This is a genomic window from Mycoplasma sp. 480 (assembly GCF_051353065.1).
Taxonomy (GTDB): Bacteria; Bacillota_I; Bacilli_A; order Mycoplasmatales; family Metamycoplasmataceae; genus Mesomycoplasma_A.
The window spans coordinates 233,503-257,342 of record NZ_CP195722.1 but is presented as its reverse complement, the minus strand read 5'-3'; the positions used below and the strand labels follow the sequence as shown (position 1 = coordinate 257,342).

Here is a 23,840-nt window from a genome sequence, read left to right as displayed (position 1 = left end):
CAAAATAAAATACCAAATTAATGGTATTTTAATTTTTATTGTTCTTCACCATCTTGAATCATTTCTTTTGCTTTTGCAAGTTCAACACTAAAGAATGATGTAACACCACGTTTTTGCATAGTTGCTCCAAATAAGTGGTCTACTTTAGTCATTGTTCCGTGACGGTGAGTAATAACTATAAATTGTGTTTTTTCTTTTAATGACTGTAAAAATTCTGCATAACGAATAACATTAGCTTCGTCAAGTGCTGCTTCTACTTCGTCCAAAATACATAATGGAATAGGTTTAGCTTTAATTATTGCAAATAATAAGGAAATTGCAATAATTGCTTTTTCTCCACCTGAAAACAGTTTTAAATTTTTAACTGATTTACCTGGTGGTTGAGCTATGATATCAATTCCTGTTTCTAAAATATTTTGTGGATCTGTATATTGGATTTGTGCATCTCCACCACCAAACATTGTTTGAAATACAAATCTAAACTCATTATTAACAATGTTAACAGTTTCTTGAATTTTATTAACAATGATTTTATCCATTTCACTAATAGCTTCAAGAATTGTGTTTTTAGCATCATTTAATTCTTCTTCATTATCTTTTAAGTTTGTGAATCTTTCTTCAACTTCTTCACACTCTTCTATAGAATCCAAATTAACATTTCCTAATTGTTTTATTTCTTCTTTTAAAGCATTAACAAGAGTTCTGGCATTTTCAATTTCCATTTCAAGTTTGAAATTATTTTGTGCTGTTTCTAAAGTTAATTGATAATGTTCAGTTAATCTTCTTTGACTTTCAGTTAAAACCATTTCAACTTTATTTTTATCATTTTCATGCTGAGCATTTACTTTACTTAATTCATAAAGTTCTTTTTCAACTTCATTTTTTTGGTTAATATAAGGTAAAAGTTCATTTGCAAGAGAAGCAATTCTTGTTTTTTTAATTCTAAGATTTGCTGCCATTTCGTTTTTTTGGTTTGTTAATTCAACAAGATTATTACTAATTTCATCTGTTTTTGAAATTTCAAGTGCTTCAGAACTTACTGATTCATATTTTGCTCTTAAAAAATCGTATTTATCTGTTAAATCTACTCTTTTTTGTTTTGTGTTAGCAAGTTCATTTTTTCATTCATTAATTGTAGAAATTAATTCTTCTTTTTTATTTTTTAATTCTACTTCTTTTTGTTCGAACTCTTCTTTTTTCTTTAATAATAAAGGAATTATTTTCTTTAATTCATTAATGTTATCATCAAGTTGCATTAAACTATTATCTGTTTCTTCTTTTGCTCCACCAGAAATAACTCCACCAACTCTAATAATGTCTCCATCTAGCGATACAACCATATATTTAAGTTGTAAAAGTTTGGATAATTTATTGGCATCTTCAATGGTTTTTGCTACAACTATATTACCAAGTAAAAAGTCTCTTAGTTTGAAAAATTCTTTATCTGTGTCAACAAGTTCTGAAGCAATTGCAACAAATCCAGGTTGTGTTTGTAAAGCAACTTTGTGTTCTTGTTTCATTTCTTTAGGTTGTATAGATGTTAAAGGAATGAAAGTAGCCTTACCACCATTATTTTCTTTTAAAAAGTTAACTGCTTTAACTGCTGTTTCAGGAACATCAACAACAATGTGTTGCAATGCACTTTTAAGAATTGCTTCAATTGCTGGTGCAAATTCTTTTTCAGCTTTTATTAAGTCAAAAACTGTTCCTTTGAATCCTTTACCAAATAAAGTTTTGTTTTCAACAATAGTTTTTGTACCTTTAAATAAATTGGTTTTATTGTTTTTGTGCTCTTCTAAAATTCTTAATTTAGTTTTAGCACTTTCGTGTTTATTGTATGAAGAATTTTTTTCAGAAGCCACTCTATAAAGTTCTTTTTCGATATTTGTTAATTCATTTGAACTTTGAGAAATAGTTTCTTCTGTTTTTTGTTCTGAACTACGGAAATGCCCGATTCTTGCGTGGATTTCTGCAATTTCTTCTTTTAAACTAGCGATTTGTTCTTCTGGAGTTGCTTTAATATCTCCATTAATAATATCTTGTCTTCTTTGTGTTATTTTTGATTGTCTTAGTTCTAATTGATGGATTTCATTTTCAACTTTAGTTAAATCATTTTGTAATTGATCTGCTTCTGTTTCTAATTTTAATTTTTGATTAGTATTTTCATTGATTGTAGTTGAATATAAAGATAATTTTGATTCTAAATCATCTCTTTTTTCGATTATATTAGTTAATTCTTGTTTTAAAAATCCCATTTTATCTGTAAAAAACTTAAGATCTTCAACAAGAAGACCAACTTCTACAGATTTTAATTCAGCTGATTTTTCAATAAAAATTTTTGCTTTTTCAGCTTGTTTTTTTAATGGAATTAATCTTTTTTCAAGTTCAGCAATAATTGTTCTAACTTTATCCAAAGCTTCTTCAGTTGTTTCTAATTTTCTTAAAGCTTCAACTTTTCTAGCTTTATATTTTGAAGTTCCTGCTGCTTCTTCAATAATTCCTCTTCTATGTTCTGGTGAAGCTTCAGCAATATCACTAATTGTTCCTTGAGAAATAATCGCTAGTGATGATTTGGAAATCCCAGATTCCATAGCAATTTCTTTAATATCTTTAAATCTTGCTAATTCTCCATTGATATAATACTCATTTCCGCCTTTTCCTCTATGTAAAACCCTAGAAATGGTGAAAATATCGTGTGGAACAGAAACTGCTTTATCACTATTATCAAAGGTTAAAATAACTTCTGCTTTGTCTAATTCTTTTACTGTTTTAGAACCAGCAAAAATTACATCCTCCATACTATCTCCCCTAAGTGCTTTAGATGATTGTTCTCCTAACACTCATCTAATAGCATCATTGATGTTAGATTTACCTGAACCATTTGGACCAACAATTCCAACAACTCCACCATCAAAATTTAAAACCACTTTATCAGCAAATGATTTAAAACCTTGTGCTTCAACTTTTATTAATTTCATAATTACCTCTTTTTAAAAGTACTCAATGCATCTTTAGCTGCTGCTATTTCTGCATTTTTCTTATTTTTTCCTTTTCCTTTTCCAAAAATTTTACCATCATAATGTAATTCAGCATAAAATTCTTCGCCTATTTTTTGAACCCTGTATTCTCCAGGATGTTTTGTTATCGATTGTAAAATTTCTTGAAATTCAGATTTAGGATCTTTCTTTATTTCTAAAATCGATTTGTTTATAGTTTTGTATAAAGTTTTTTCAAGAAAATTTTCTAGAACTTTATCTCCTTGATCTAAATAGATAGCCGCTACTAAGGCTTCAAATAAATCAGCATTTGTTTTTTTATTATTAAGAATTTCCATAGCTCCTTTAGAAATTCTTAATAATTCATTTAATTTTAATTCAAAAGACAACAATGAAAGCGAATTTGTATCAACAATTTGGGATCTTTTAATTGTTGCTTCACCTTCATTAAAATTCTTATACTTTTGATAAATGTAATATGTACTTTTAAAATTTATTAGTGAATCACCAAGAAATTCTAAAAGTTCATAATTCTTTTCATTTTTATGTTCATTTGTAAATGATTTATGCGTAAAAGCCTGTATAAAAAGTTTTAAATCATTTGGTATTATATTAATGCTTTTTAAAAATTCTTCAACTTTTTTCACTTTAAGCAATAGCCTCTTTAGTTTTTTCTAAAACATCACTTTCAATTGCTATTTTTATTTGATTAAGAGCTCCTAAAAATGCTTTTGCGTCTGATGAACCATGTGATTTAATTACTATTCCGTTTAAACCAATTACTCAAGCTGCTCCAACATTTCTATAATCAAATCTTTCTTTTACTTCTTTAAATGCTCTTTTCAAAAATAAAGCAAAAATCTTTCTAAAAAGTTTTTTGGTTAATTTTTCTTTTAGTAATTTAGAAAAATTTAAAACCGTACCTTCCATCGTTTTTAGTGTTATGTTACCTGCATAACCATCAGCTAAAGCGATGTCAATATCTCCTTTTAAAAGATCTCTTGTTTCTATAAAACCTTTATAATTAAGACTTTGATTTGATTTTAATAAAAAGTTAGCATCTTTGTGATAATCATAACCTTTATAGTCTTCAGTTCCTATATTAATCAAACCAATTTTCGGTGATTTAACTTTAAATAAATTTTCATAAAAGATGCTTGAAATAATTCCTCATTGAACAAAGTATTCTGGTTTTACTATCAAATTAGCACCTGAATCTAAAAGTAAGAAGAACTTATTTTCAATTAATGTTGGAATCATTGGCATAAATGCTGCTCTTGCAACATTTGTAAGTCTTTTGATTTTTAAAGTTGCCATACCTAAATAAGTACCAGAATCTCCAGCAGATAAAACTGCTTTTGCTTGATTTTGTGCCACTAAATCTAAAGCAACAGACATACTTGTAGTTTGTTTAGAAACTTCACGCATATTATTCTCATTTGCTTTAGCAACATTAATTTCGTTAATGATTTCCACTTGATTGTTTTTTATATATTTATTTTTAAGAAGTTTTAAAATTTCCTTTTCATCTCCTATTAAAAAGATTTTATAATCACTATTTTCATCTAAAAACTTACTAACAGCAACTATTTTTTCTTTTAAAGGTGTATCTGTTCCAAGTAAATCAAAAGCAATTGTTTTCATTATTCAACTCCTATTAAGTAATGATAAATTTTTTGTTGTCCATTTTTTATTTCTACTTCTACATCGTATCTAGATTCAATGTAATTTAAAACTTCATTAGCATCGCTTTTTGTAGAATCTGTTCCGTAGTAAATGGTAACAATTTCAGTGCTACTTTTAATTAAAGATTCAATAACTTTTTTAGCAGCATCGTTGTAACTAGAAGCTGTTGCAATAATTTTTCCATTTGCTATTGCTAAATAATCACCTTCTTTAATTTTAATTCCATTCATAGTGGTTTCTCTACTTGCAATCGTTACTTCTCCTGTGCTTACGCTTTTAATTGCATCTTCCATTAGTTCTTTATTATCATCTCAATCTGATTCTTCATTAAAGTTTAAAGAAGCACTTATTCCTTGTATTTGTGTTTTGGTTGGAATTATAATAACTTTTTTGTCTTGAATGGTTTGAACAGCTTGTTGAGCACTTAAAATAATATTAGAATTGTTTGGTAAAATAAAAACTGTTTCAGCATTTATAGAATTAATAGCTTGAATGATGTCATTTGTTGAAGGATTATTTGTTTGTCCTCCTTCAATGATAAAGTGAACACCGTTTTCTTTCATTACATTTATAATTCCCTGACCTGTATTACATGAAACTAAACCGGATTTGTATTTTTTTTCTGTATTTTTAGTATCATTTGCAATATTTTTAGATTCATTTGCTTGAATAGTCATATTTTCGGATTTGATTTTAATAAATTCACCATATTTTTGAGCAGCATTTAAAAGCATTCCTGGTTTTAAAACATGACCGTGAATTTTTACTCAATCTTCATCTTGAACTACAACTAATGAAGTAGCCATTTTGGAAATTTCATTAACGATTTTATCTTTAGAAAATGTTTTAGGGTTTTTTAATTCAATAATGAATTCAGTACAGTATCCAAATTCACCTTCATAAATTTCTGTATCACTAACAAAATCAGAAATATTGACTTGTTCATCACTTAATTCAACTGGTTCATTGATTGTTAATTTGTACATCCCTTCTAAAATTAAACGAAGTCCTTCACCACCTGAATCATTAACACCAACTTCTTTTAAAACCGGTAATAAGTTTCTTGTGTTGTTACAACTAATTTTAGATTGTTCAACTGCAATTTTAAAAATTTCACTAATGTTAGTTGAAGGAGTAATTGTTTGTTCTAATTTTTCAGTAACTTCTCTTATTACTGTTAAAATGGTTCCTTCAACCGGTTTTAAAACTGAAGAGTATGCTTTAGAAGTAGCACTACGAAATCCTTCAATTAACTCAAAACTATTAATTTCTTTCTTATTAGCAAATGAATCGGCAAAACCTCTAAATATTTGAGAAACAATAACCCCAGAATTTCCTCTAGCTCCAAGTAACATATTTCTTGATATTTTTTGTGAAATTTCATCAATTCTAGTACTTTTTGTTTCTAAAATATTCTTAACTCCTGCAGAAATTGTAGTAGCCATATTGCTACCTGTATCACCATCTGGAACAGGGAAAACATTTAATGCATTTATTTTTTCTTTAGAATTAGCTAAATTGTTAGCACCTGAAATTAACATTTTTGCATATAATTCACCATTTAAAATTTTCATATTACTTAATCCCCTTTATATGAATATTTAAAGTTTCTAATTTTAGTTCGTTTTTTTGTAAGTGGTATTCAATAACTGATTTTATTTCTTCAACTGCAGTTTTAACACTAACAGAAAATAACAAAATTATGGCTAAATTAATTTTTAAGCCATTATTTCCTTTAATAATAAAAATTGATTTTTCTCACTCTTCTCTTTTGAGAGCTTTAGCTAAAACATTTGCTTCAGTATTAATATTACAAAAACCATAAATTCCTGGTATTAAAGAAATTTTTTCTAAAAGTTGGTTTCTTAATTCTTCAACCATTTTCACCTCTTTAAAATAGATAACTATAAATATTTTAAATTATATAACATTTTATTCTTTTTAAACAGTAAAAAAAAGAAAAAAACGTTTATTTTTGAGTAAAATAAATTTTAAATTTTGAAAAAATCTAATAATAATTTTTCAAAATATTGACTTTCTATTTCTGAAAAATTAAAATAATTTATTTTTCCTTCCATTTTTTCTAATAAAAAATCGGCATTTTTACTTCAAAATGGTCCGTCAGTTATTAAAATAAAAGCTACTTTATTATTTTTTAATTCCTTATTTCTATTTATATAACTATCTATTATTTCTATAGGTTTTGAACCGCTATTAAAAAAGAAATTCACTTCAATATTAATCATTTTATCATTTTTCAGAAGAAGAAAATCTCCTATTTTATGCATATCATTTATATTCTGAACATTCTTAAAATTTTGCTGTTGAAATAGGATTATGTTGTTTTTATCACAAATTAATTTCAAAGAATCAAAGCACCTTTTTTCAAATCAACTGCCACTTCTATTTTTTCTTCCATTAGAATCTAAGCCTACTAAAATACCTAAAACATAATCAATTACACTATTTTGTAAAAAATCCAAAAATAACTTTTTTAATCCTGTTTTATGGAAAAATAATAGAAATTTTTCTATTTCATAGTCTGATAATTTATTGTCAAAATTGAAATTAAAACATTCAGTTTTAATATCTTCATCAATTATTTCTAAATTGATTTTTGTCTTTGTAAAAAGTTCTCTTTCTTTTTTACTTAAAGCAATAAGCAATGGGAAAACTTTAATAACTTCTGGATTTTGTTTTAAAATCATTTTGAATGTTTGATCAAAATTCTTGTTTTTTATTAAAATATCTAATTTATCTAAAAAAGGTAAATAAATTTTGTAGTCTTTTATATTTTCTCAATTAACAAAGAAAGAATAATTTCTATTTGTTTTGAGTAAATTCTTTTTAAATTGTTCTATTCTATTCATAAATTAATAATTTGTTATTATTATTTCTTCTCCTGTTCTTTTATTTTTATCTCTATTAATTAACCTTTTTACTTTGATTATTTCTTTATTAAAATCCTTATATAATTCATTTATTAAATCCGTATTATGGTTAGTTAACATTATATAGCAACCTTTTTTGTCCAAAACTTTTACAACTTGAGATAATCTAATGTGTTCTTCTTTATCAAATCCTGCTTCTGTATAAGAATCAAAAGATTTATTTTCTAAAGAATCATATGGACTATCTATGAAAATAAAATCTCCTTTTTTTGCTTTTTCTAAAACTGTTGCAAAATCAAAATTCATAATTTCTGTTTTTTTATTCAAAAAATTAGAAATATTGACTATATTTTCTTTAGAAAAAGAAGAAAAATTTTCTTTTCCATTAAAGGGAACATTGAATTCTCCTTTAGAATTAACTCTATATAAACCATTAAAACATCTTTTATTTAAATAAATAAAAAATGTTGCTAATTCTACATCAAATTCTTTATTTTTAATTTTTTCATTATATTTTTCTCTAATTAAATAGTAATCACCTTTTGTTATAAAGGTTTTATCTAATTTTTCAAGATTAGATATAACTAAATCTGGATTTTCTTTTATTTGAATATAAGCATTTATTAAAGAACTATTGATGTCATTAATAAAATATTTCTTTGCTTCAATAGAAAAAAGAACAGCACCACCACCAACAAAAGGTTCAAAATATCTATTTATTGTTTTTGGTAATTTTTCTTGTATTTTTTCTATAATCTGCCTTTTTCCGCCTGCTCATTTAACAAAAGGAATAGTCTTAGTTTTTGTTTTATCCATTGTATTATTTTTATTTTCCATCTTTTTCTCTTTCTCTTATTATTGTAAGCATTTTAGAAGCAATTTTTTGAATTACAGTTACTGTCATTGCATTTCCTGCTTGTGAAAGGAGTTTATTATTATTTAAGTTCATTTTTTTAGCTTTTTCAACTATTTCTTTTGGAAAAACTTGCAAAAGCAAAGCTTCATAACCATTAAGTTTTTTAATTTGCTTATTTTGTATGTATAATAAACCGTGTCTCCCTTTTCTTAAAGTAGGAAATATTTCATTGTATTTTCTTAAATCTGATTGTCTTGTATCAATTACAGTATTTTCTCATTTTAATATATCATTAATTGAATATAAATTTTGATTATAAGGATTACCTAAATATTTTAAAAAAGTTTTATTATTTGTTTCAAGTATATTAGTATTATTTTTATCAATAAAATTATTAAAATTATATATTTTCTCTTTTTCTTGTGGAAATTCAAAATTTAAAATGTTTAAATTGTTTTTAAAATCTACAATATATATTCTTTCTCTAGAATGTGGTATACCAAAATCTTTAGTATTTAAAACTTTGTAAAAAATGTTGTAACCAGCATTTTGTAACTCATTTTTTATAATTTCAAAAGTTTTTCCTTTATCATGATTTATTAAACCTTTAACATTTTCCAAAATAAAATATTTTGTTTGTTTTTCTTTTAAAATTCTAATAATATGATAAATTATTTGACCTCTTTCATCTTCTAAACCTTCTCTTTTACCTACTATAGAAAAAGTTTGACAAGGAAAACCTGCAATCACAAAATCAAAATCTGGCAAATCTCTTGCTTTAATTTTAGTTAAGTCTCCAAAATTTTTATCATCATTAAATAGTAATTTATATGTTTCAGCTGTATTTTCTTCTATTTCTGAATGTCCTATGCATTGTAATCCATTTAATTCTAATCCCAGTCTGCCTCCACCTATTCCAGAACATAAATCCAAAAATTTCATAGATGTTTCTCCTTTATAATTTTATTATTGTTATTTTGTATTTTTAATTCTATTGATTTTTTTAACACTAATTTCTATTATTATTTTACTTTATTTTAAAGTTTATTTATTAAAAACAAATAAAAAAATAGATGCATTTTTCAATGCATCTATTAAGAATAATTATTATAATGAAGATAATAATTTTAATACTCTTACATATTGGTTTACATATGATGATTCATTATCGTATCATGTGTAAATTTTGTAAAGATTTTTTCCATCAACTGTTAATACTTTTGTTAAAGTTGCATCGAAAATTGATCCTTCTGTTGCTCCAATAATGTCTGAAGAAACGATTGGTTCATCTGTATAACCAAATGATTCACTTGAATGTGATTTCATAACTGAGTTAATTTCTTCTGCTGTTGCATCTTTTTTAAGTTCAACTACTAAATCAACAAATGATCCTGTAATTGTTGGAACTCTTAAAGCAATACCGTCTAATTTTCCTTTTAATGAAGGAACTACTAATCCAATAGCTTTTGCTGCTCCTGTTGAAGAAGGAACGATGTTAATAGCTGCAGCTCTTGCTCTTCTTAAGTCTGAGTGAGGTGCATCTTGTAATCTTTGATCTGCTGTATAAGCGTGAATTGTTGACATGTATCCACGTTCAATTCCAAAGTGTTTATCTAAAAAGTGAACAACTGGTGCTAAAGCGTTTGTTGTACATGAAGCTGCTGAAACAACTTTGTCATCTTTTGTTAAAATGTCGTGGTTAACATTGTAAACTATAGTTTTTAAATCTCCTGAAGCTGGTGCAGAAATTAATACTTTTTTAGCTCCTGCTGTTAAGTGTTTTTCAGATCCTTCTTTTGAAGTAAAGAATCCAGTTGATTCAACAACAACATCAATACCTAAATCTTTTCAAGGTAATAATTCTGGGTTTCTTTCAGCTAAAATTTTAATTTCTTTTCCATCAACTACTAAGTTTCCGTTTTTAACTTCTACTGTTCCTTCAAATCTTCCGTGAGCTGAATCGTATTTTAGTAAGTGTGCTAATGTTTTAGCATCTGTTAAGTCGTTAATAGCAACAACTTCTAAATCATTTTTATGTAATTTGTGAATTGCTCTGAAAACTAATCTACCAATTCTACCAAATCCATTTATAGCAATTTTTTTCATTTTATACCTTTCTTTAAAAATAAATGTATTTTTACTTTTGTTTTTAAAATTATTTATTTCCTTTAAATTATATTACAAATTAAAAAAAGATTATTTATTTTTATTTAATAGTAAAATCCAAGATTTAAAGTTATTATGAATTGAATAATTTTTCTTCAAGTTTTGAGTCTCTGTATTTTTCTAATCACCTACTAGTGTTTGTATTATTTAAATCATTTAAATCTATGCTAATACGATATTCTTGTTTGTTATTATTATTGTTTTGTTGATAACTCCATGTGCACTATGTCCTAAAATTTTAATTTCTTCTTCCATTTCTTCTTTGGTTAATAAAAATAGAAAATTATTTTTATAAAACAAATCATCTATAAAAACACATAAATAATAATCTAATTCATGGTGTAATCTGATTTGGACAATATTTAAAATATTGCCATTTGCAGAAGGAGTGGAACATTTTATTTCATAATAAAGGTTGTCTTTATCTTTTGAATCACCTTTTTCTAACTTCGGTGATATCTTTTCAAATTCAAACTTTTTTTCTATAAAAGTTTGTTGTAAGGTGGATTTACTTTGTGGACTCAAAACAGAGATAATAAAAAAATATTTAATAGAACTTGTGATATCTTCTAATTTTTGCTCATCAATACTTTCTTTATTTACATATTTGTTAAAATTATTTATTCTTATTTTATAACTTTCAATAACTTTGAAAATGTCTTTAATTTCTTTACTCACGTGTTTTTTTCCTTTCATTTCAAGCGATTATTATTTCATCTTGATTTATTCAATAATTACCACCATTTATTGATGATTTAGGTTTAAAAACTAATTTTCTAAATTCGTTTTTAATTAGTTCAATATCATAATTTTCTTTTACTTTTATATAATGTTCAGATTTTGAATTTGTCACTTCTTGTAATGATTTAATTTTTGCAGAATTTCCATTTATAGTAAAATCAGCTTCTTGGCTTCCTCTTGGTAAAAAAGTAAATTCTTTTGGAATAATTGTAGGTTTTTTCTTTCTTAAATCTTTTTGTTTATTTTCTGTCATTTTTGTTCAAACAAAAAACGTACAAGGAACGTGATATACTTCTTTTTGTTCTTGATTATAAACAAAAAAAGAATTTTTCGGTAATTCTCATTCTGTAACTAATTTCCACTCTTTTGGAAATAAACTAGTTGATTGATTAGTTATTTTACTAAAGGTATTAGGTAAAATAAATGCAATTGTTGAAGCATTTAAATCTATTGAATGTTTGATAAATTTTTTAGCTAAAGATGATCTATAACCAAAAGGCGGATTCCCTATAATTAAAATTTTTTCAGTATTTGGTTTATTGATTTTGACACAAAAAAAATCTTGTTTAATGATATTGCTGTTTTTAGGCTCAATATCATAAGCAATAACATTATTTAACAAATCACTAAAACTACCTTCTCCAGCTGAAGGTTCAATTATAATACTATATTGCTCTAAATTATCAATTTTAGAGATACATTTTTTAGCAATTGCCTTTTTTGTATAAAATTGATCAAGTTTTATTTGCATATTCTTATTTTACTATATTTCAGATATGATTAAGAAAATAAAAAAAACCATTTTTTAAATTTCTTAAATTTTAAGATAACTTAAAAAATGGGGCGGATGACGGGGATCGAACCCGCGTATGTCGGAGCCACAACCCGATGCGTTAGCCACTTCGCCACATCCGCCATAATTATTAATATTATACAATAATATCGTTTTTTGCCAAACAATTTTATAAATTATTAATCTTCATTAAAAGAAAATAAAAGTTTCTTTAGTTTTAAAAATAAAAAAGAAATTAATATATAATAATATTATGGATTTTACTAAAATATTTATTTTTCAAAAAACACTTGATTCTAAATTTGAAGAATCAATAAAACAAAGAAATGTTTCAATGGATGTTTTGGAGTGACATAAGCAAGTGACTTTGGCAATAATTGTCGAAATTGCTGAATTTGCAAATGAATTGCAATCATTCAAATATTGAAAACAAAATAGAAATATTAATAATGAAAAATTATTAGAAGAATGAGCTGACATAATTCATTTTTTAAGTTCATGTGCTAATAATTTAAATTTAAATCCTATAATTAAAAAAACAGCAGTTTCAGCTGATATTAACATCCAATTGCAAAATGTTTTTAAAGCTGCAGTTGATTTTCAAACAGAGTTTAACTCAACAAATTTATCAACTCTTTTTAGCTTAATTCTTGGTTTTTTAGATATTTTAAATATTAAAGAAGAAATGCTAATTAATGCTTACTTTAAAAAAGCAGAAATTAATTTAAAAAGAATTAAAGAAAAATATTAAATTATGGTATAATACATATTAGTGGTTCCGTAGCTCAGCAGGATAGAGCACAAGCCTTCTAAGCTTGTTGTCAGAGGTTCGAATCCTCTCGGGATCGCCATTTTTTTATTCTTTTTTTTATAAATTAAAATAAGGACTCCTATCCTTATTTTTTTACTATTCAAAAATTTGTATTGTCTGAAATTTCTAAAATTTTTTTACTTTCTTTAAAATGTTCATCGCGACTTATGATATCTAAAATTTCAAAATTTTGATTTTCAAGAATTGTTTTTAATTCATTTTTAGAATATAAATGTAAAAAATCACAAATTTTATCTTCGTTTTTGAAAATAAAATCACCATATTTTTCAAATCTAAATTCATTTTTACATTCTTCTATAAAGTTTTTATAATATTCTAAATATTCTACTTCTTCTCTATCGTGACAAGAAAAAATGAATATTCCCTTTTCTTTTAAAACTCTAAATACTTCTTTTAAAGCGTTTATTCTGGATTTTTCACTTGGTATTCCAGGTCAACCATTAAAGGAAAATAAAACATAATCAAAAGAATTATCTTTAAAAGATAATCTTGATGCATCTTCAACTTTAAATTCAATATTATATTTTTTGGATAAATTGATTTCTTTTGCTTTTTCGATCATATTTTGTGAAATATCAATGGCAACTATATTTTGATAACCAAGTTCATAAAGAGCAAATGTTGTTCTACCAACACCACAACCTAAATCTAAAATTTTTAATTCTTTATTTGGAAAATATTTATCAATTAAAAATTTTTCTGATTCTCACAATCCTATTTCTTGAAAGTCTTTTTTATATCTTTCAACTGTTTTTCTTTCTTGAAAAACTTTTTTATTATTTAAGTTCATTTAAATTAAATTCAATTAAGTCTTTTGTTCAGTGTATTTCTTGATCTGAAAAAGTAATAGATCTTAAGTCATTAATAGAACTAGAAACAAAAGGAAAAATCTTTAATTCAAGTTGCATTATTATTTTATTTTCTTCAGAGTTAGTTTCTTTAAATACATAAAAGTCAACATTTTCAATAATCTCTTTTGTAATTGATGTTATAAAAGGATATATTGAAGTTTTATCTTTTCTTGCTATAAACTTAGTTGCTCTTGGTAAATTATCTCAGTTGTTATAGATTTTTTCTTTTTCTTGATCATAAACAGCAATTAACAATTTATTAAATATAGCATTTTTTAGTGTATCTTTTTCTTGGTTTGTAATAGAAAGTGTTATTTTTTGTTTTTCATTAGTTATATTCATATTACTAATGCTATTTTCAATTTTGGATTTTAGTTTATACTTATTAATTATTTCTATTGCTTCATTTTCAAGTAAATAAACTGAAAATGGATTAGAAATTAAATTACCATTTTGATCTTTTGCAAATTTTCTAAATCCTGAAAATTCAAAATATTTATGATAAGAATCAGTAACTCCTGTATTATTATCAATTTGCTTGATAGAGACTTCAACTTGCATAGTCCCTTCTAAATCATTAGCAGATACCCCAACAACTTCATAATTATATTTTGGTTTAGTTGAATCTTCGTGTTTTTCAAAAAATAAAGCACTTAATGAAGGATTTAAAACAATATTTTTGTCTTTGAAAAGTTGTTTTAAATTTTCTTTATTTCCAGATCCTAAATATTCATAATTTAAAGTAAAATCATCGCTTGTTGATGAATTTTGCAATTCTCTAAAACTATCAATATTTGAATTATATTGCAGCATTGAAGCAACTAAAGAAGCAAATAGTTTTATTACGCTTGAGCCATTTAAATCTTTTTTTGTTAAAAAGTTTTCTCTTTCATCAACTGTATTTGTTGAATTAGTTTTAAATCCTTGTAAAGATATAGTGATATTTTTATCTTGATTATTTTTAGTAAAAGTTAAAACTAAATCACTAATTTTTCCTGTTGAATTATTGATTTTATCAGTATTTGGAAAAGTAGCTCTTATCTTATATTCTTCTTGCAATTCTCATTTAATTGCGATGTTTTGAGAAATTAAATCAGGAGCATCTTTATATTTATAATAAAAAGAAAGTGCGTCTAATTCTTTATTTCTTTCTGTTACTTCTAGTATTGTTGGAAAATCCTTTAACGAAGCGAAAACATCTGTATTTTGCTGTATATTGGTGTTTTTATCATTGTTTAGATTGTTATTGGAAGAATTATTATTTCCTGTTTGTGTATTGGGAATTGTATTTGTTGAAGTATTTGTATTTTCACTTGGATTTGTGATTTTTGGTTGTTCTGGTTTTATTGAATCTTCATTTGTTGTTTTTTCAGTTTTATTCTGCCCACATGCTACTAAAGATAAAGTAATAGGCGATAAAACTATAAATGATTTTCAAAATTTAAAATGATTTTTATTTTTTTTCATAATTATTATTTTATCACTTTTAAAGTAATAAAAAAACAAACCATTTTTGGTTTGCTTTAAATTTAACGTTTTGATTTGTCATATGGTTGTCCAACTGCAGCTGGAGCAATCGCCCTTTTCGATGTAAATATTAAAATAAATATTGTAATCAAGAATGGTGTAGCTGTAATTAAGAAACCATATTGACTTGCAGCTGCTAACACTCCTGTGCTTGATGCTTGTAATGTTAAAGCTGTTCCGTAAATTAATGAGAAGATTATAGTTACAAAGAAGATTCATGATGTTCTTCATCTACCCATAATTAAAATAGTAAGAGCTAAGAATCCAAATCCACCAGCATTTCCTGTAAAACTAATTCCTTTTCATTGATAGAAGATTCCTCCTCCAAGTCCTGCAAGTAATCCAGAAATAATTAATCCTTGTCATTTGTAGAAATTAACATTAATTCCAGCAACATCTGCTGCTTGTGGATTTTCTCCGATAGCTTTTAGTCTTAAACCTCATTTTGTTTTATTTAATGTTATTAGTGCAACAAGAAATATAACTAATATTAAAACTAATTTAAGAGAAACAATATTTTTGAGATTTGCAAATGAATCTTGAGATCATGCTAATTCTTGTGTATATTGCGGGAATTTATTAGCATCTCCAAAAGTTCTTAAGAAGAAAATACTTAATGCAGGAGCTAATAAGTTTATTGCAACCCCTGAAATAATATGATCTCCTTTTAATTTAATGGTAACAAAACCATGCAATAATGCAAATAAAGCGGTTGCCAATGAAGAAATTATTAATAATGGTATTTGCATTCAAGCACTTTCTACTTTAAATAAATAATTAAGTAATCCATAAACAGTAGCACCAATTATTAACATCCCTTCAATTCCGATATTAACAATTCCAACTCTTTCACTGAACATTCCAGAAAGTGCTGAAAAACCAAGAATAACAAACAGTAAAGCTGATGAAACTAAAATTATTGAAAATATTGCCATTTTATATTACCTCAATTCTAATTCATTTGTGTTCGTTTTTCATATTTTGAACAATTAAATCTTTTTCTTTGGTGTATTGAGCTTTTAATTCAACTCTATTTGCCTTGTATTGGTCTTTTAAAACTTTTAAGTCATAAAAACCAAGTTCAGAAAGTTGTTTGTTAATTTCTCTTCTTTTTTCAGATAATTCTCTAAATAACTCAATTTTTTGCTCTTCATTAATGTCTTTTTGATTCATAGCTTTTTTAAAGAAATCAGATTTAAGTTCATTTTGAAGAACTTTTCATTGTAGTTTGTTTGGTTCGTTTGTTAATTCGATTATTTTAACAGATAATTTGTTGTTTTTTCTCATGATTTTTTTACTAAATCAATATGCTTTAAATATACTAATTTTATGTTCTTTTGATAAATTGAATAATTTATTTAAAAATCTTGTATTAATTAATAATTCTTTTTCAAGATGTTTAATATATTCATTAATTGTAGCATTTTTACTTAATGGATTATTATTTTTAAAGTTTATAAATTCTTGAATATATTCTGCTTTTGCTTTTTTAAATACATAAGGTTTTTCTTTATGTAAATTTTGCAAGTGTTTAATATAATCATTTAAAATTTCTAATCTTTTACTTCATAGCTCAATTGTTTCTGAAGAATTATTTTTATTTTTAATTTGTTTTTTGATTTTTGATCTTAGTTGTTTATATTCATAAATTTTTCTATTTTCATGATAGAAATAATGACTTTTAACTAAGAAAACAAATTTAATAAATTTAGAAATTGGTTTAAATTTAAAGAAAATTACAGCGATAGCGGCAAAATAAATGATTAGTCCTGAAATCATTTGAACAGCTTGTGCATCTAATTTTGGATTTAAAATTTGAATATTATCTGAACCAACTGTTAAAAGTGAATAGAATATTGCTGTGAAAATAATTCCTATAGGTGAATTATAAGCCAGCAAGGAAACTGCTATAGCATCAAATCCTAAAGGTTCTGGAGATGAAAGTATAGGTAGATTTTGTCTTGAGAAAACAAATCAAAGGAATCCTGCTATTCCTGCTAAAAGTGCTGAAACACTTAAAATAGATATAATTAATAATTTTTCATTTGTTCCAGAATATTTAGAAGCATTTTTGTTAAATCCAGTCATTTTAATTTTATAACCAATAGGTGTTTTTTTGATTATAAATCAAACTGTTATAGCAAAAATAAATGATAGTCCTAATAAAATTCCTGCAAATGCTTGTGAATTAAAAAAATCATTTTTAAAAATTATTTTTTTAGATATTGGTAAATCTGTTAAACCTGGAGGTAAAGTAAAAGGAAGGCCTTGAATTTTCCCAACAAGTAATTGATAAGCAATATAGTAAATAATTCAATTTAATAAAATTGTTGAAATAACTTCATTTATGTTAAAGAATGCTTTTAGTAATCCAGCAATCATCCCTACAAAAACTGCTGCAACTAATCCTGCTAAAAGTCCAACTATTAAATGTCATCCTTTAACAACTATTTCGGTATTACTGGTTGAACCTAAATAACTTACCACAACAAAACAAACAAGACCTGAAGCCATCATTTGCCCTGGTATTCCTATATTAAACATCGATGCTTTAAATCCAACACCAACAGCAATCGATGCAAATATAAATACTGAAATAGTAATTAAAAATCTATAAATAAACTCTTCTTTTAATGAAGAATTTATAATTTGGTAATAAATTTCAAACGGATTAGAACCTAAAGATGCAATAAAGATAGAAGCAATTATCATTCCAAAGAATAATGCTCATAAAGAACTAAATATTTTCTTTCTTGCATTTGTATTATCTTCTTCAAAAAAGAAGTTTGAAAATCTTTTAAATAAAGATATTTTCTTTTCTTCTACTTTATTCATTGTGTACTCCTGCCATTAATAATCCTATTTCGTTTCTTGTAATATTTTTTACATCTCTTTTGTCTGAAACTTTTCCTTTGTTAATAACTACTACTGAATCTGCTAAAGCAAAAATTTCATCTAATTCGTAAGATATTAGTAAAATAGTTTTACCTGCCGCTTTTTCTTGTAGTATTTTGTTATGAATAATGTTAATTGCTCCAACATCTAATCCACGAGTTGGTTGAACAATGATAATAAAATCGTGTTCAGTTAACATCTCACGCCCAACAATTGCTTTTTGTTGGTTTCCACCTGATAATGATCTAGCTTTGGATTTTCCATCTCTTCCACCACGAACATCATATTCAGTTTGTATTTCTTTATAAAAATTGTGAATTTTTTTAGTTGATAAAATTCCTAAATTTTTGAATGATTTATCTTTTAGTCTTCTAATTATTGAATTATCTCCAATTGTAAAATCTAAAACTAAACCATATTTATGTCTATCACCTGGAATATATGAAATTCCTTCTTCTTTCTTTTTACTTACTGACATATGAGTGATATCTTTTTCAAGAATTTGCCCTTTTTCATCTTCTTTATAAAGGATAATGTTACCATGCGAAGGTTTTAACATTCCTGAAGCAACAAATTCAATTTCTTCTTGTCCGTTACCTTCAACTCCAGCAATTGCTAAAATTTCTCCTTTGTTGATTGTAAATGAAACATCTTCAATTCCTTTTAGATGTTTGGCACTAACGTTTCTAAACTCAAAACCAACTTGTGTAAAGTTGTTTTCAGTGTTGTTTTTTGGCATTACTACTTTTTTACCAACCATTGCTTCTGAAATTTCTGAAATTGAAACATTTTTTAAAGAATTAAAGTGTCCAACAACTTCTCCGTGTCTAATAACGGTTGCTTCATCAGAAACTGATTTAACTTCATTTAATTTATGAGAAATAAAAATAATTGTTTTTCCATTTTCTCTAAATATTTTCATTGTTTCTAATAAACCTTCAATTTCTTGTGGGTTTAGAACCGCAGTAGGTTCATCAAACACAAGAATTTCAGCATCACGGTAAAGCATTTTCATAATTTCTACTTTTTGTTGTGTAGAAACAGTAGCATCACCTGTTTTTTGATTTAAATCAAAATTTAAATTATATTTTTTTTGTATAGTTTGTATTTTTTGAATTGCTAATTTTTTATCTAAAAAACCTCTATGTGTAAATTCATCACCTAAAATAATGTTTTCTAAATTAGTATATGCATCAACAAGTTTAAAATGTTGATGAACCATACCAATTCCTAAATCATTAGCTTGGTTAGGATCTTTAATATACATACTGTGACCATTTATTTTAATTTGACCACTAGTAGGTGTATAAAGACCGAATAGAATTGACATTAAAGTACTTTTTCCAGCACCATTTTCACCAATTAAAGCATGAATGGTACCTTTTTTGATTTTAATATTAATGTTCTTATTGGCAATTATTGTTCCAAATTCTTTTGTAACATTAATAAATTCAATTGCATTTTCTACTTTATTAACTGTATTTTCCATTTTTCTCTTTCCTATATAATTTTAACAAATAAACAAATAAAAAAATAACATAAAAGTTATTTTTTTATTTTAATCTAATTGTTATAGTAGATTATTGGATTATTTTAATAAGATTATGAACCTTGGTGTGTTGTGTCGTTACCAGGTTGTGAAGCAGTATTGCTTCCTTGTGATTGACTTCCTTGATCACCTGTTGTATTTGTAGTTGGAGTAGTTTGTCCTGTTGGGGTTCCTGAACCTTCTGTTTGTCCAGAAGGATTTTGTGCTCCTGGTTGAGCTGCTGCTCCATCAGCTTGTCCTGTACCATTTTGTGTTCCTGAAGTTGTTGAATCAGTTGTACCTCCTCCAGAAGGGTTTTGTGGGTTGTTATTTGCCCCCCCCCTGTTGTGTTCCTCCAGGGTTTGATGGTGCAGCAGGTTGTTCTGGAGTTGTTGCTTTTCCTGTTTGTTTGTTAATTTCTGCAGCTAATGAATTTAAAGTAGTTTGGTTACTTGCTGCTCCTGCTGGATCCATAACTGGAATACTTAAAAGAGTTTTAGCTTCTGCTTTTTTAGCTTTTGTAACAAGTTCTTTGAATTTTGTTGCTGCTTTGTCTAATGAAGCATCTGCTGCAGCTTTTTCACTAATTTGTGATTTTGCTAATCCAACAAAATCATCTCAGTATCCTAATTTAACATGAGCATTTTTTGTTCCTTCAGCAAATGTTGAAATAATATCTGAAGCTGCTCCTTTTTTAGTAAATAAGTCAGCTAATACTCTAAATAAAGTATTTCCGATTCTTTTTTCAATTGATGTAAAGAATAGTGTTTTTGAATCTTCAAAAGTTAATGATTGATCTGTATCCACACCAATTACAAATTGACCTTTATTTGATTTTTTAATTTGATCAATAGTTGTAGAAGTTAAACTTCCTGCAACTGGTAAAACAACTTTTGGTGTTTCAGTTGTTACTACTGAATTAACTTTTGGTGTTGATGTTGCATCTGCTTTAAATCCTGTATCTAAAGTTAATGTGTCTGCTGTTAATTTTGTAACTTTAGGGTTATTAGCATTGTAGTATTTAATTCCTGTTAAGTATCCTGCAATAAAGTCAGTAACTCCAGCTCCTAATCCTCCACCAAATGCTGCAACTTTTCTTTTTGCATCATCAGTTTCTTTAGTTGAGAAGTAGTCAGCTGTTGCATAACCTGCAATTCATCCTGCTTCATCTGTGTTGTAGTTTAATGAAATAAATCTACCTGATGGTAATTCTGAATCTGGTAAATCTCAGTCAATTGCAATAACAATAATTCCTTTTTGGTTGAATTTTTCTTTATTTACTTTATATCAGTTTGAAAAAGCACCTGATTGTTGGAATCCAGTTAATACTCAAACATTAGAATCAGTTGTTAATAATGAATTATAACTTTTTTCTAAGTTAGATGAATCTCCCAATACATATTTGTTAGCTTTTGATTTGGTTTGGAATGATAATTGAGAAATTGCTTCTCAAGCTGATTGGTTAAATGATTTATCATTAACATTTCCTCCAGCTGTTAATAAAGTAATTTTCAATTCTTTAGCTGTTTTATCTGTGATTGCTTTTTGTATTTCTGGAGCTTTTTGGTCTACTAATGCTTTAATACCTGAGTAATCAGTTGTATAGTAATTGTTTTTATCTCCACATGAAACAACAGTTGCTAAAGTTGCAAATCCTGTTAATGTTCCACCGAGTCCTAATAATAATTTTTTACTTAATTTCATATTATTCCTTTATTTTATTATTTTTTAATATATATAATATTCACTTAATATTTGAAATTTTTCGAAAATTTGAATATCATATACATTAATTTTACCACTTTTTGAATTTTTTGCATAAAAGTGGAATAAAAAATGCATTTTATTGAAAAAAATGCAAATTTTTTGAATTTTTGAACTATTTTACTACTTCTAATTGTTTATGAGAAAATTTTGTAGGAGTTTTTCTACCAAATATTTCAATTTCTACTCAAGAATCACCTAATCTATCATCAGTTTCTATAATTGTTCCTTCTTCACCTTCAAAACTACCTTCAATCACTCTAACTACAACATTAGGTTTGAAAGGTGAATCAATGATTCCGGCATTGTATTTTTCTCAACCTTTTTTTTCTGCTTCAAACATTTTTTTAATTTCCCGATTAGAAACTGGTGTTGGTTTAGCACCTTTTCCTGATGAACCAACAAGTCCGGTAACATATTGAGTATTACGCACAATAAATCAGGCATCATCAGTCATAAGCATTTTAGCAAAAATGTAACCCTTATAAAGATTCTCTGTTTTTACAACAAATGGTTCCCCTTTTATTTTTTTATCGATTTCTTTTTGAGTTAAATGTGGTACTGTAAACATTTTAATTTCTTCAAAAATACTATCTAAAAATTCTGATTTTATTCTGTTATTTAAAGACTCAATAACTTGTTCTTCTTTTCCTGATATGGTTGAAATCATATATCATTTAAAATTTTCTTTTTCCATTATTTAAAAACCTACTCCTATTGAATTTCAAATTAAAGTTGCAACGAAAGAAATAGAAACAAATAAAATTGAACAAACAACCACAAAGATAATAGTTCACATAAAGTTTTTATTAGCATCTTTACCTTTTGGTCACTTAATTCTTTTTATTTCTTTAATTCAATTTCTGAAATAATATTTTTTTTCTCTTTTCTTTTTATTTCTTTTTTCTTTCATTATTTTTCTTCCTTGTGTAAAGTTTGAGAATTGCATTTTCTGCAAAACTTGTTAATTACTAATCTGTCATCTACAGATTTATTTTTAACATAATTTTTTGACTTACAAACTTCACAAGCTAATGCAATTTTTTCTTTAGACATAGTTTATTAATTATATATTATTTTTGCAATTATTTGAAATATTCAACTGCTTCGAGTTTTACTTTTTCTAAAAACCTTTTAATTTTAAAGGATGATGTATAAAACTGATTAGATATTTCCTTAATTGTTTTGTTATTAAGATAATATAAATTTAAGATATTTAATTCTTCATGAGAAAACTTTTTAAAAAATCTTTGACAGTCTTCTTTAAAAAGATATTCTTTTGAATTTTCTGATTCTAGTTTGGTTAAAATTTCATCTTCAAATGAAATACTAAAATTCATTATTTTAGAATTATTTTTAGTAAATGATTTAGCATAAGTCATTAATTTATTAAACAAGATAGCATAAATTACACCTTTTTTGTCTTCTTGATTATATTTCTTTGCTATTTCTGCTACTTCTAAAACGATGGATAAACCATAAATATTAATATCTTCTCAAGTTAAAGGAATGTATTTGAATTTGCTAAAAACATTTTTAGAAGCTGCGATTACTAGTTCTTTATATTTTTCTATTTCCTTTTCTGATTTGTTCATCTTTTCCTTTGTTTTACTTTAATTTAAATAAAACAATTCCGGCTGCTACAGATACATTTAGTGATTGCACTGTTCCTTTTAAAGGGATATAAATATTTTGATCACACATTTTTTCTACACTTTTAGATATCCCGTTTGCTTCAGAACCTAAAATTAATGCCAGTGGATAGTTAAATGTTGTTTGATTAATATCGATGGAATTGGAACTTAAAGTTGTTCCATAAATTCAGAAGTTTTTTTCTTTTAGTTTAGTTATTGTTGCACTAATAGATGCAACTTTAATAAATTTCATATTTATAAATCCGCCAGATGATACTTTTAAAACCGTTGGGGTGATATCAACAGAACGTTCTTTTGGAAAGATAATATGATTAATTCCGCTGGCATTTGCTGTTCTTATTATTGCTCCGAAATTGTGTGGGTCTTGAATATGATCTAAAATTAAGATTTTTTCTGGTTTATCTTTAAATATAACATTTAAATCATGTGTTTCAATATCACTTATTTGTGCAATAAAACCTTGATGGTTTTCTTTTGTTAAATTATCTAAATATTTGTAATCTTTTTTTATAACTTTAATGTCTTTTTGTACTTTGATTAACTCTTCAGGTCTTGAAGAAAAAATTTGAATTATTGGTAATTTATGTTTTATTGCATCCAATACTGAATTTTTCCCACAAATATATTTTGCCATTATTTAAACTCTCTTTTCTTCTTTC

Annotated in this window: 23 protein-coding genes and 2 tRNA genes; 2 read left to right on the top strand and 23 right to left on the bottom strand. The window is 25.8% G+C overall.

The genetic code is table 4. The features are described from left to right. Positions 1-35 precede the first annotated feature (35 nt). From ACR34G_RS01200 to ACR34G_RS01145, 12 genes are all read right to left on the bottom strand, one after another. Complete coding sequence (locus ACR34G_RS01200; RefSeq protein WP_436358962.1) at positions 36-2,978, bottom strand: AAA family ATPase; 2,943 nt, start codon at positions 2,976-2,978, stop codon at positions 36-38. 2 nt (positions 2,979-2,980) lie between these two features. After that, positions 2,981-3,643, bottom strand: coding sequence for a ribonuclease III (gene rnc / locus ACR34G_RS01195; protein ID WP_436358961.1), 663 nt, complete (start codon positions 3,641-3,643; stop codon positions 2,981-2,983). A 1-nt stretch (position 3,644) separates the two neighbouring features. Further along, a complete protein-coding gene (gene plsX / locus ACR34G_RS01190) occupies positions 3,645-4,640 on the bottom strand; it encodes a phosphate acyltransferase PlsX (protein WP_436358960.1) in 996 nt (331 codons plus the stop codon). Then, entirely contained in the window at positions 4,640-6,256 is a 1,617-nt protein-coding gene (locus tag ACR34G_RS01185; RefSeq protein WP_436358959.1) for a DAK2 domain-containing protein, read from the bottom strand. Before ACR34G_RS01185 ends, plsX begins: the two co-directional genes overlap by 1 nt. A 1-nt stretch (position 6,257) precedes the next feature. Next, positions 6,258-6,563 (bottom strand): Asp23/Gls24 family envelope stress response protein, encoded by a 306-nt coding sequence (locus tag ACR34G_RS01180; RefSeq protein WP_436358958.1) that lies wholly within the window; start codon positions 6,561-6,563, stop codon positions 6,258-6,260. A 110-nt stretch (positions 6,564-6,673) separates the two neighbouring features. After that, positions 6,674-7,552: a DpnII family type II restriction endonuclease gene (locus ACR34G_RS01175; protein ID WP_436358957.1), complete on the bottom strand. Its 879-nt coding sequence runs from the start codon at positions 7,550-7,552 to the stop codon at positions 6,674-6,676. A 3-nt stretch (positions 7,553-7,555) separates the two neighbouring features. Beyond that, a complete protein-coding gene (locus ACR34G_RS01170; protein WP_436358956.1) occupies positions 7,556-8,410 on the bottom strand; it encodes a DNA adenine methylase in 855 nt (284 codons plus the stop codon). After that, the gene (dcm, locus tag ACR34G_RS01165) at positions 8,400-9,371 is read right to left on the bottom strand and encodes a DNA (cytosine-5-)-methyltransferase (protein WP_436358955.1); all 972 of its coding nucleotides are present in this window, start codon (positions 9,369-9,371) and stop codon (positions 8,400-8,402) included. The genes ACR34G_RS01170 and dcm overlap by 11 nt, the downstream gene beginning before the upstream one ends. A gap of 165 nt (positions 9,372-9,536) precedes the next feature. Then, on the bottom strand, positions 9,537-10,535 hold the full coding sequence (gene gap / locus ACR34G_RS01160) for a type I glyceraldehyde-3-phosphate dehydrogenase (protein ID WP_436358954.1): 999 nt from the start codon (positions 10,533-10,535) through the stop codon (positions 9,537-9,539). Between the two features lie 222 nt (positions 10,536-10,757). Further along, the gene (locus ACR34G_RS01155; RefSeq protein ID WP_436358953.1) at positions 10,758-11,273 is read right to left on the bottom strand and encodes a hypothetical protein; all 516 of its coding nucleotides are present in this window, start codon (positions 11,271-11,273) and stop codon (positions 10,758-10,760) included. Then, on the bottom strand, positions 11,266-12,087 hold the full coding sequence (locus ACR34G_RS01150; RefSeq protein ID WP_436358952.1) for a hypothetical protein: 822 nt from the start codon (positions 12,085-12,087) through the stop codon (positions 11,266-11,268). Before ACR34G_RS01150 ends, ACR34G_RS01155 begins: the two co-directional genes overlap by 8 nt. A gap of 88 nt (positions 12,088-12,175) precedes the next feature. After that, positions 12,176-12,251, bottom strand: a tRNA-His gene (locus ACR34G_RS01145). Between the two features lie 131 nt (positions 12,252-12,382). On the opposite strand from ACR34G_RS01145, the gene ACR34G_RS01140 reads away from it, so the two are divergent. Both ACR34G_RS01140 and ACR34G_RS01135 read left to right on the top strand, forming a co-directional pair. Next, a complete protein-coding gene (locus tag ACR34G_RS01140; RefSeq protein ID WP_436358951.1) occupies positions 12,383-12,880 on the top strand; it encodes a dUTP diphosphatase in 498 nt (165 codons plus the stop codon). A gap of 23 nt (positions 12,881-12,903) precedes the next feature. Then, positions 12,904-12,980, top strand: a tRNA-Arg gene (locus tag ACR34G_RS01135). A gap of 45 nt (positions 12,981-13,025) precedes the next feature. Here ACR34G_RS01135 and ACR34G_RS01130 read toward each other — a convergent pair. The 11 genes from ACR34G_RS01130 to rlmB form a co-directional block, all read right to left on the bottom strand. Then, on the bottom strand, positions 13,026-13,751 hold the full coding sequence (locus tag ACR34G_RS01130) for a class I SAM-dependent methyltransferase (protein ID WP_436358950.1): 726 nt from the start codon (positions 13,749-13,751) through the stop codon (positions 13,026-13,028). Then, positions 13,738-15,279, bottom strand: coding sequence for an LppA-related lipoprotein (locus ACR34G_RS01125; RefSeq protein WP_436358949.1), 1,542 nt, complete (start codon positions 15,277-15,279; stop codon positions 13,738-13,740). Before ACR34G_RS01125 ends, ACR34G_RS01130 begins: the two co-directional genes overlap by 14 nt. A gap of 62 nt (positions 15,280-15,341) precedes the next feature. Further along, entirely contained in the window at positions 15,342-16,274 is a 933-nt protein-coding gene (locus ACR34G_RS01120) for an ABC transporter permease (protein WP_436358948.1), read from the bottom strand. 1 nt (position 16,275) lies between these two features. After that, positions 16,276-18,174, bottom strand: a complete 1,899-nt coding sequence (locus ACR34G_RS01115; RefSeq protein ID WP_436358947.1) for an ABC transporter permease subunit — start codon at positions 18,172-18,174, stop codon at positions 16,276-16,278. Next, positions 18,167-19,723 carry an ABC transporter ATP-binding protein gene (locus ACR34G_RS01110; RefSeq protein WP_436358946.1) on the bottom strand — a complete coding sequence of 519 codons (1,557 nt, stop codon included), beginning with the start codon at positions 19,721-19,723 and terminating at the stop codon, positions 18,167-18,169. Before ACR34G_RS01110 ends, ACR34G_RS01115 begins: the two co-directional genes overlap by 8 nt. Before the next feature lie 366 nt (positions 19,724-20,089). After that, positions 20,090-21,466 carry a BMP family ABC transporter substrate-binding protein gene (locus tag ACR34G_RS01105; RefSeq protein ID WP_436358945.1) on the bottom strand — a complete coding sequence of 459 codons (1,377 nt, stop codon included), beginning with the start codon at positions 21,464-21,466 and terminating at the stop codon, positions 20,090-20,092. Between the two features lie 175 nt (positions 21,467-21,641). Next, the gene (gene nusG, locus ACR34G_RS01100; RefSeq protein ID WP_436358944.1) at positions 21,642-22,223 is read right to left on the bottom strand and encodes a transcription termination/antitermination protein NusG; all 582 of its coding nucleotides are present in this window, start codon (positions 22,221-22,223) and stop codon (positions 21,642-21,644) included. Positions 22,224-22,226: 3 nt separating this feature from the next. After that, positions 22,227-22,439: a preprotein translocase subunit SecE gene (secE, locus tag ACR34G_RS01095; protein ID WP_436358943.1), complete on the bottom strand. Its 213-nt coding sequence runs from the start codon at positions 22,437-22,439 to the stop codon at positions 22,227-22,229. Further along, positions 22,439-22,582, bottom strand: a complete 144-nt coding sequence (gene rpmG, locus ACR34G_RS01090; protein ID WP_436358942.1) for a 50S ribosomal protein L33 — start codon at positions 22,580-22,582, stop codon at positions 22,439-22,441. The genes secE and rpmG overlap by 1 nt, the downstream gene beginning before the upstream one ends. Positions 22,583-22,611: 29 nt before the next feature. Further along, the gene (locus ACR34G_RS01085) at positions 22,612-23,121 is read right to left on the bottom strand and encodes a hypothetical protein (RefSeq protein ID WP_436358941.1); all 510 of its coding nucleotides are present in this window, start codon (positions 23,119-23,121) and stop codon (positions 22,612-22,614) included. A gap of 13 nt (positions 23,122-23,134) precedes the next feature. Next, positions 23,135-23,815 carry a 23S rRNA (guanosine(2251)-2'-O)-methyltransferase RlmB gene (rlmB, locus tag ACR34G_RS01080; protein ID WP_436358940.1) on the bottom strand — a complete coding sequence of 227 codons (681 nt, stop codon included), beginning with the start codon at positions 23,813-23,815 and terminating at the stop codon, positions 23,135-23,137. Positions 23,816-23,840 lie beyond the last annotated feature (25 nt).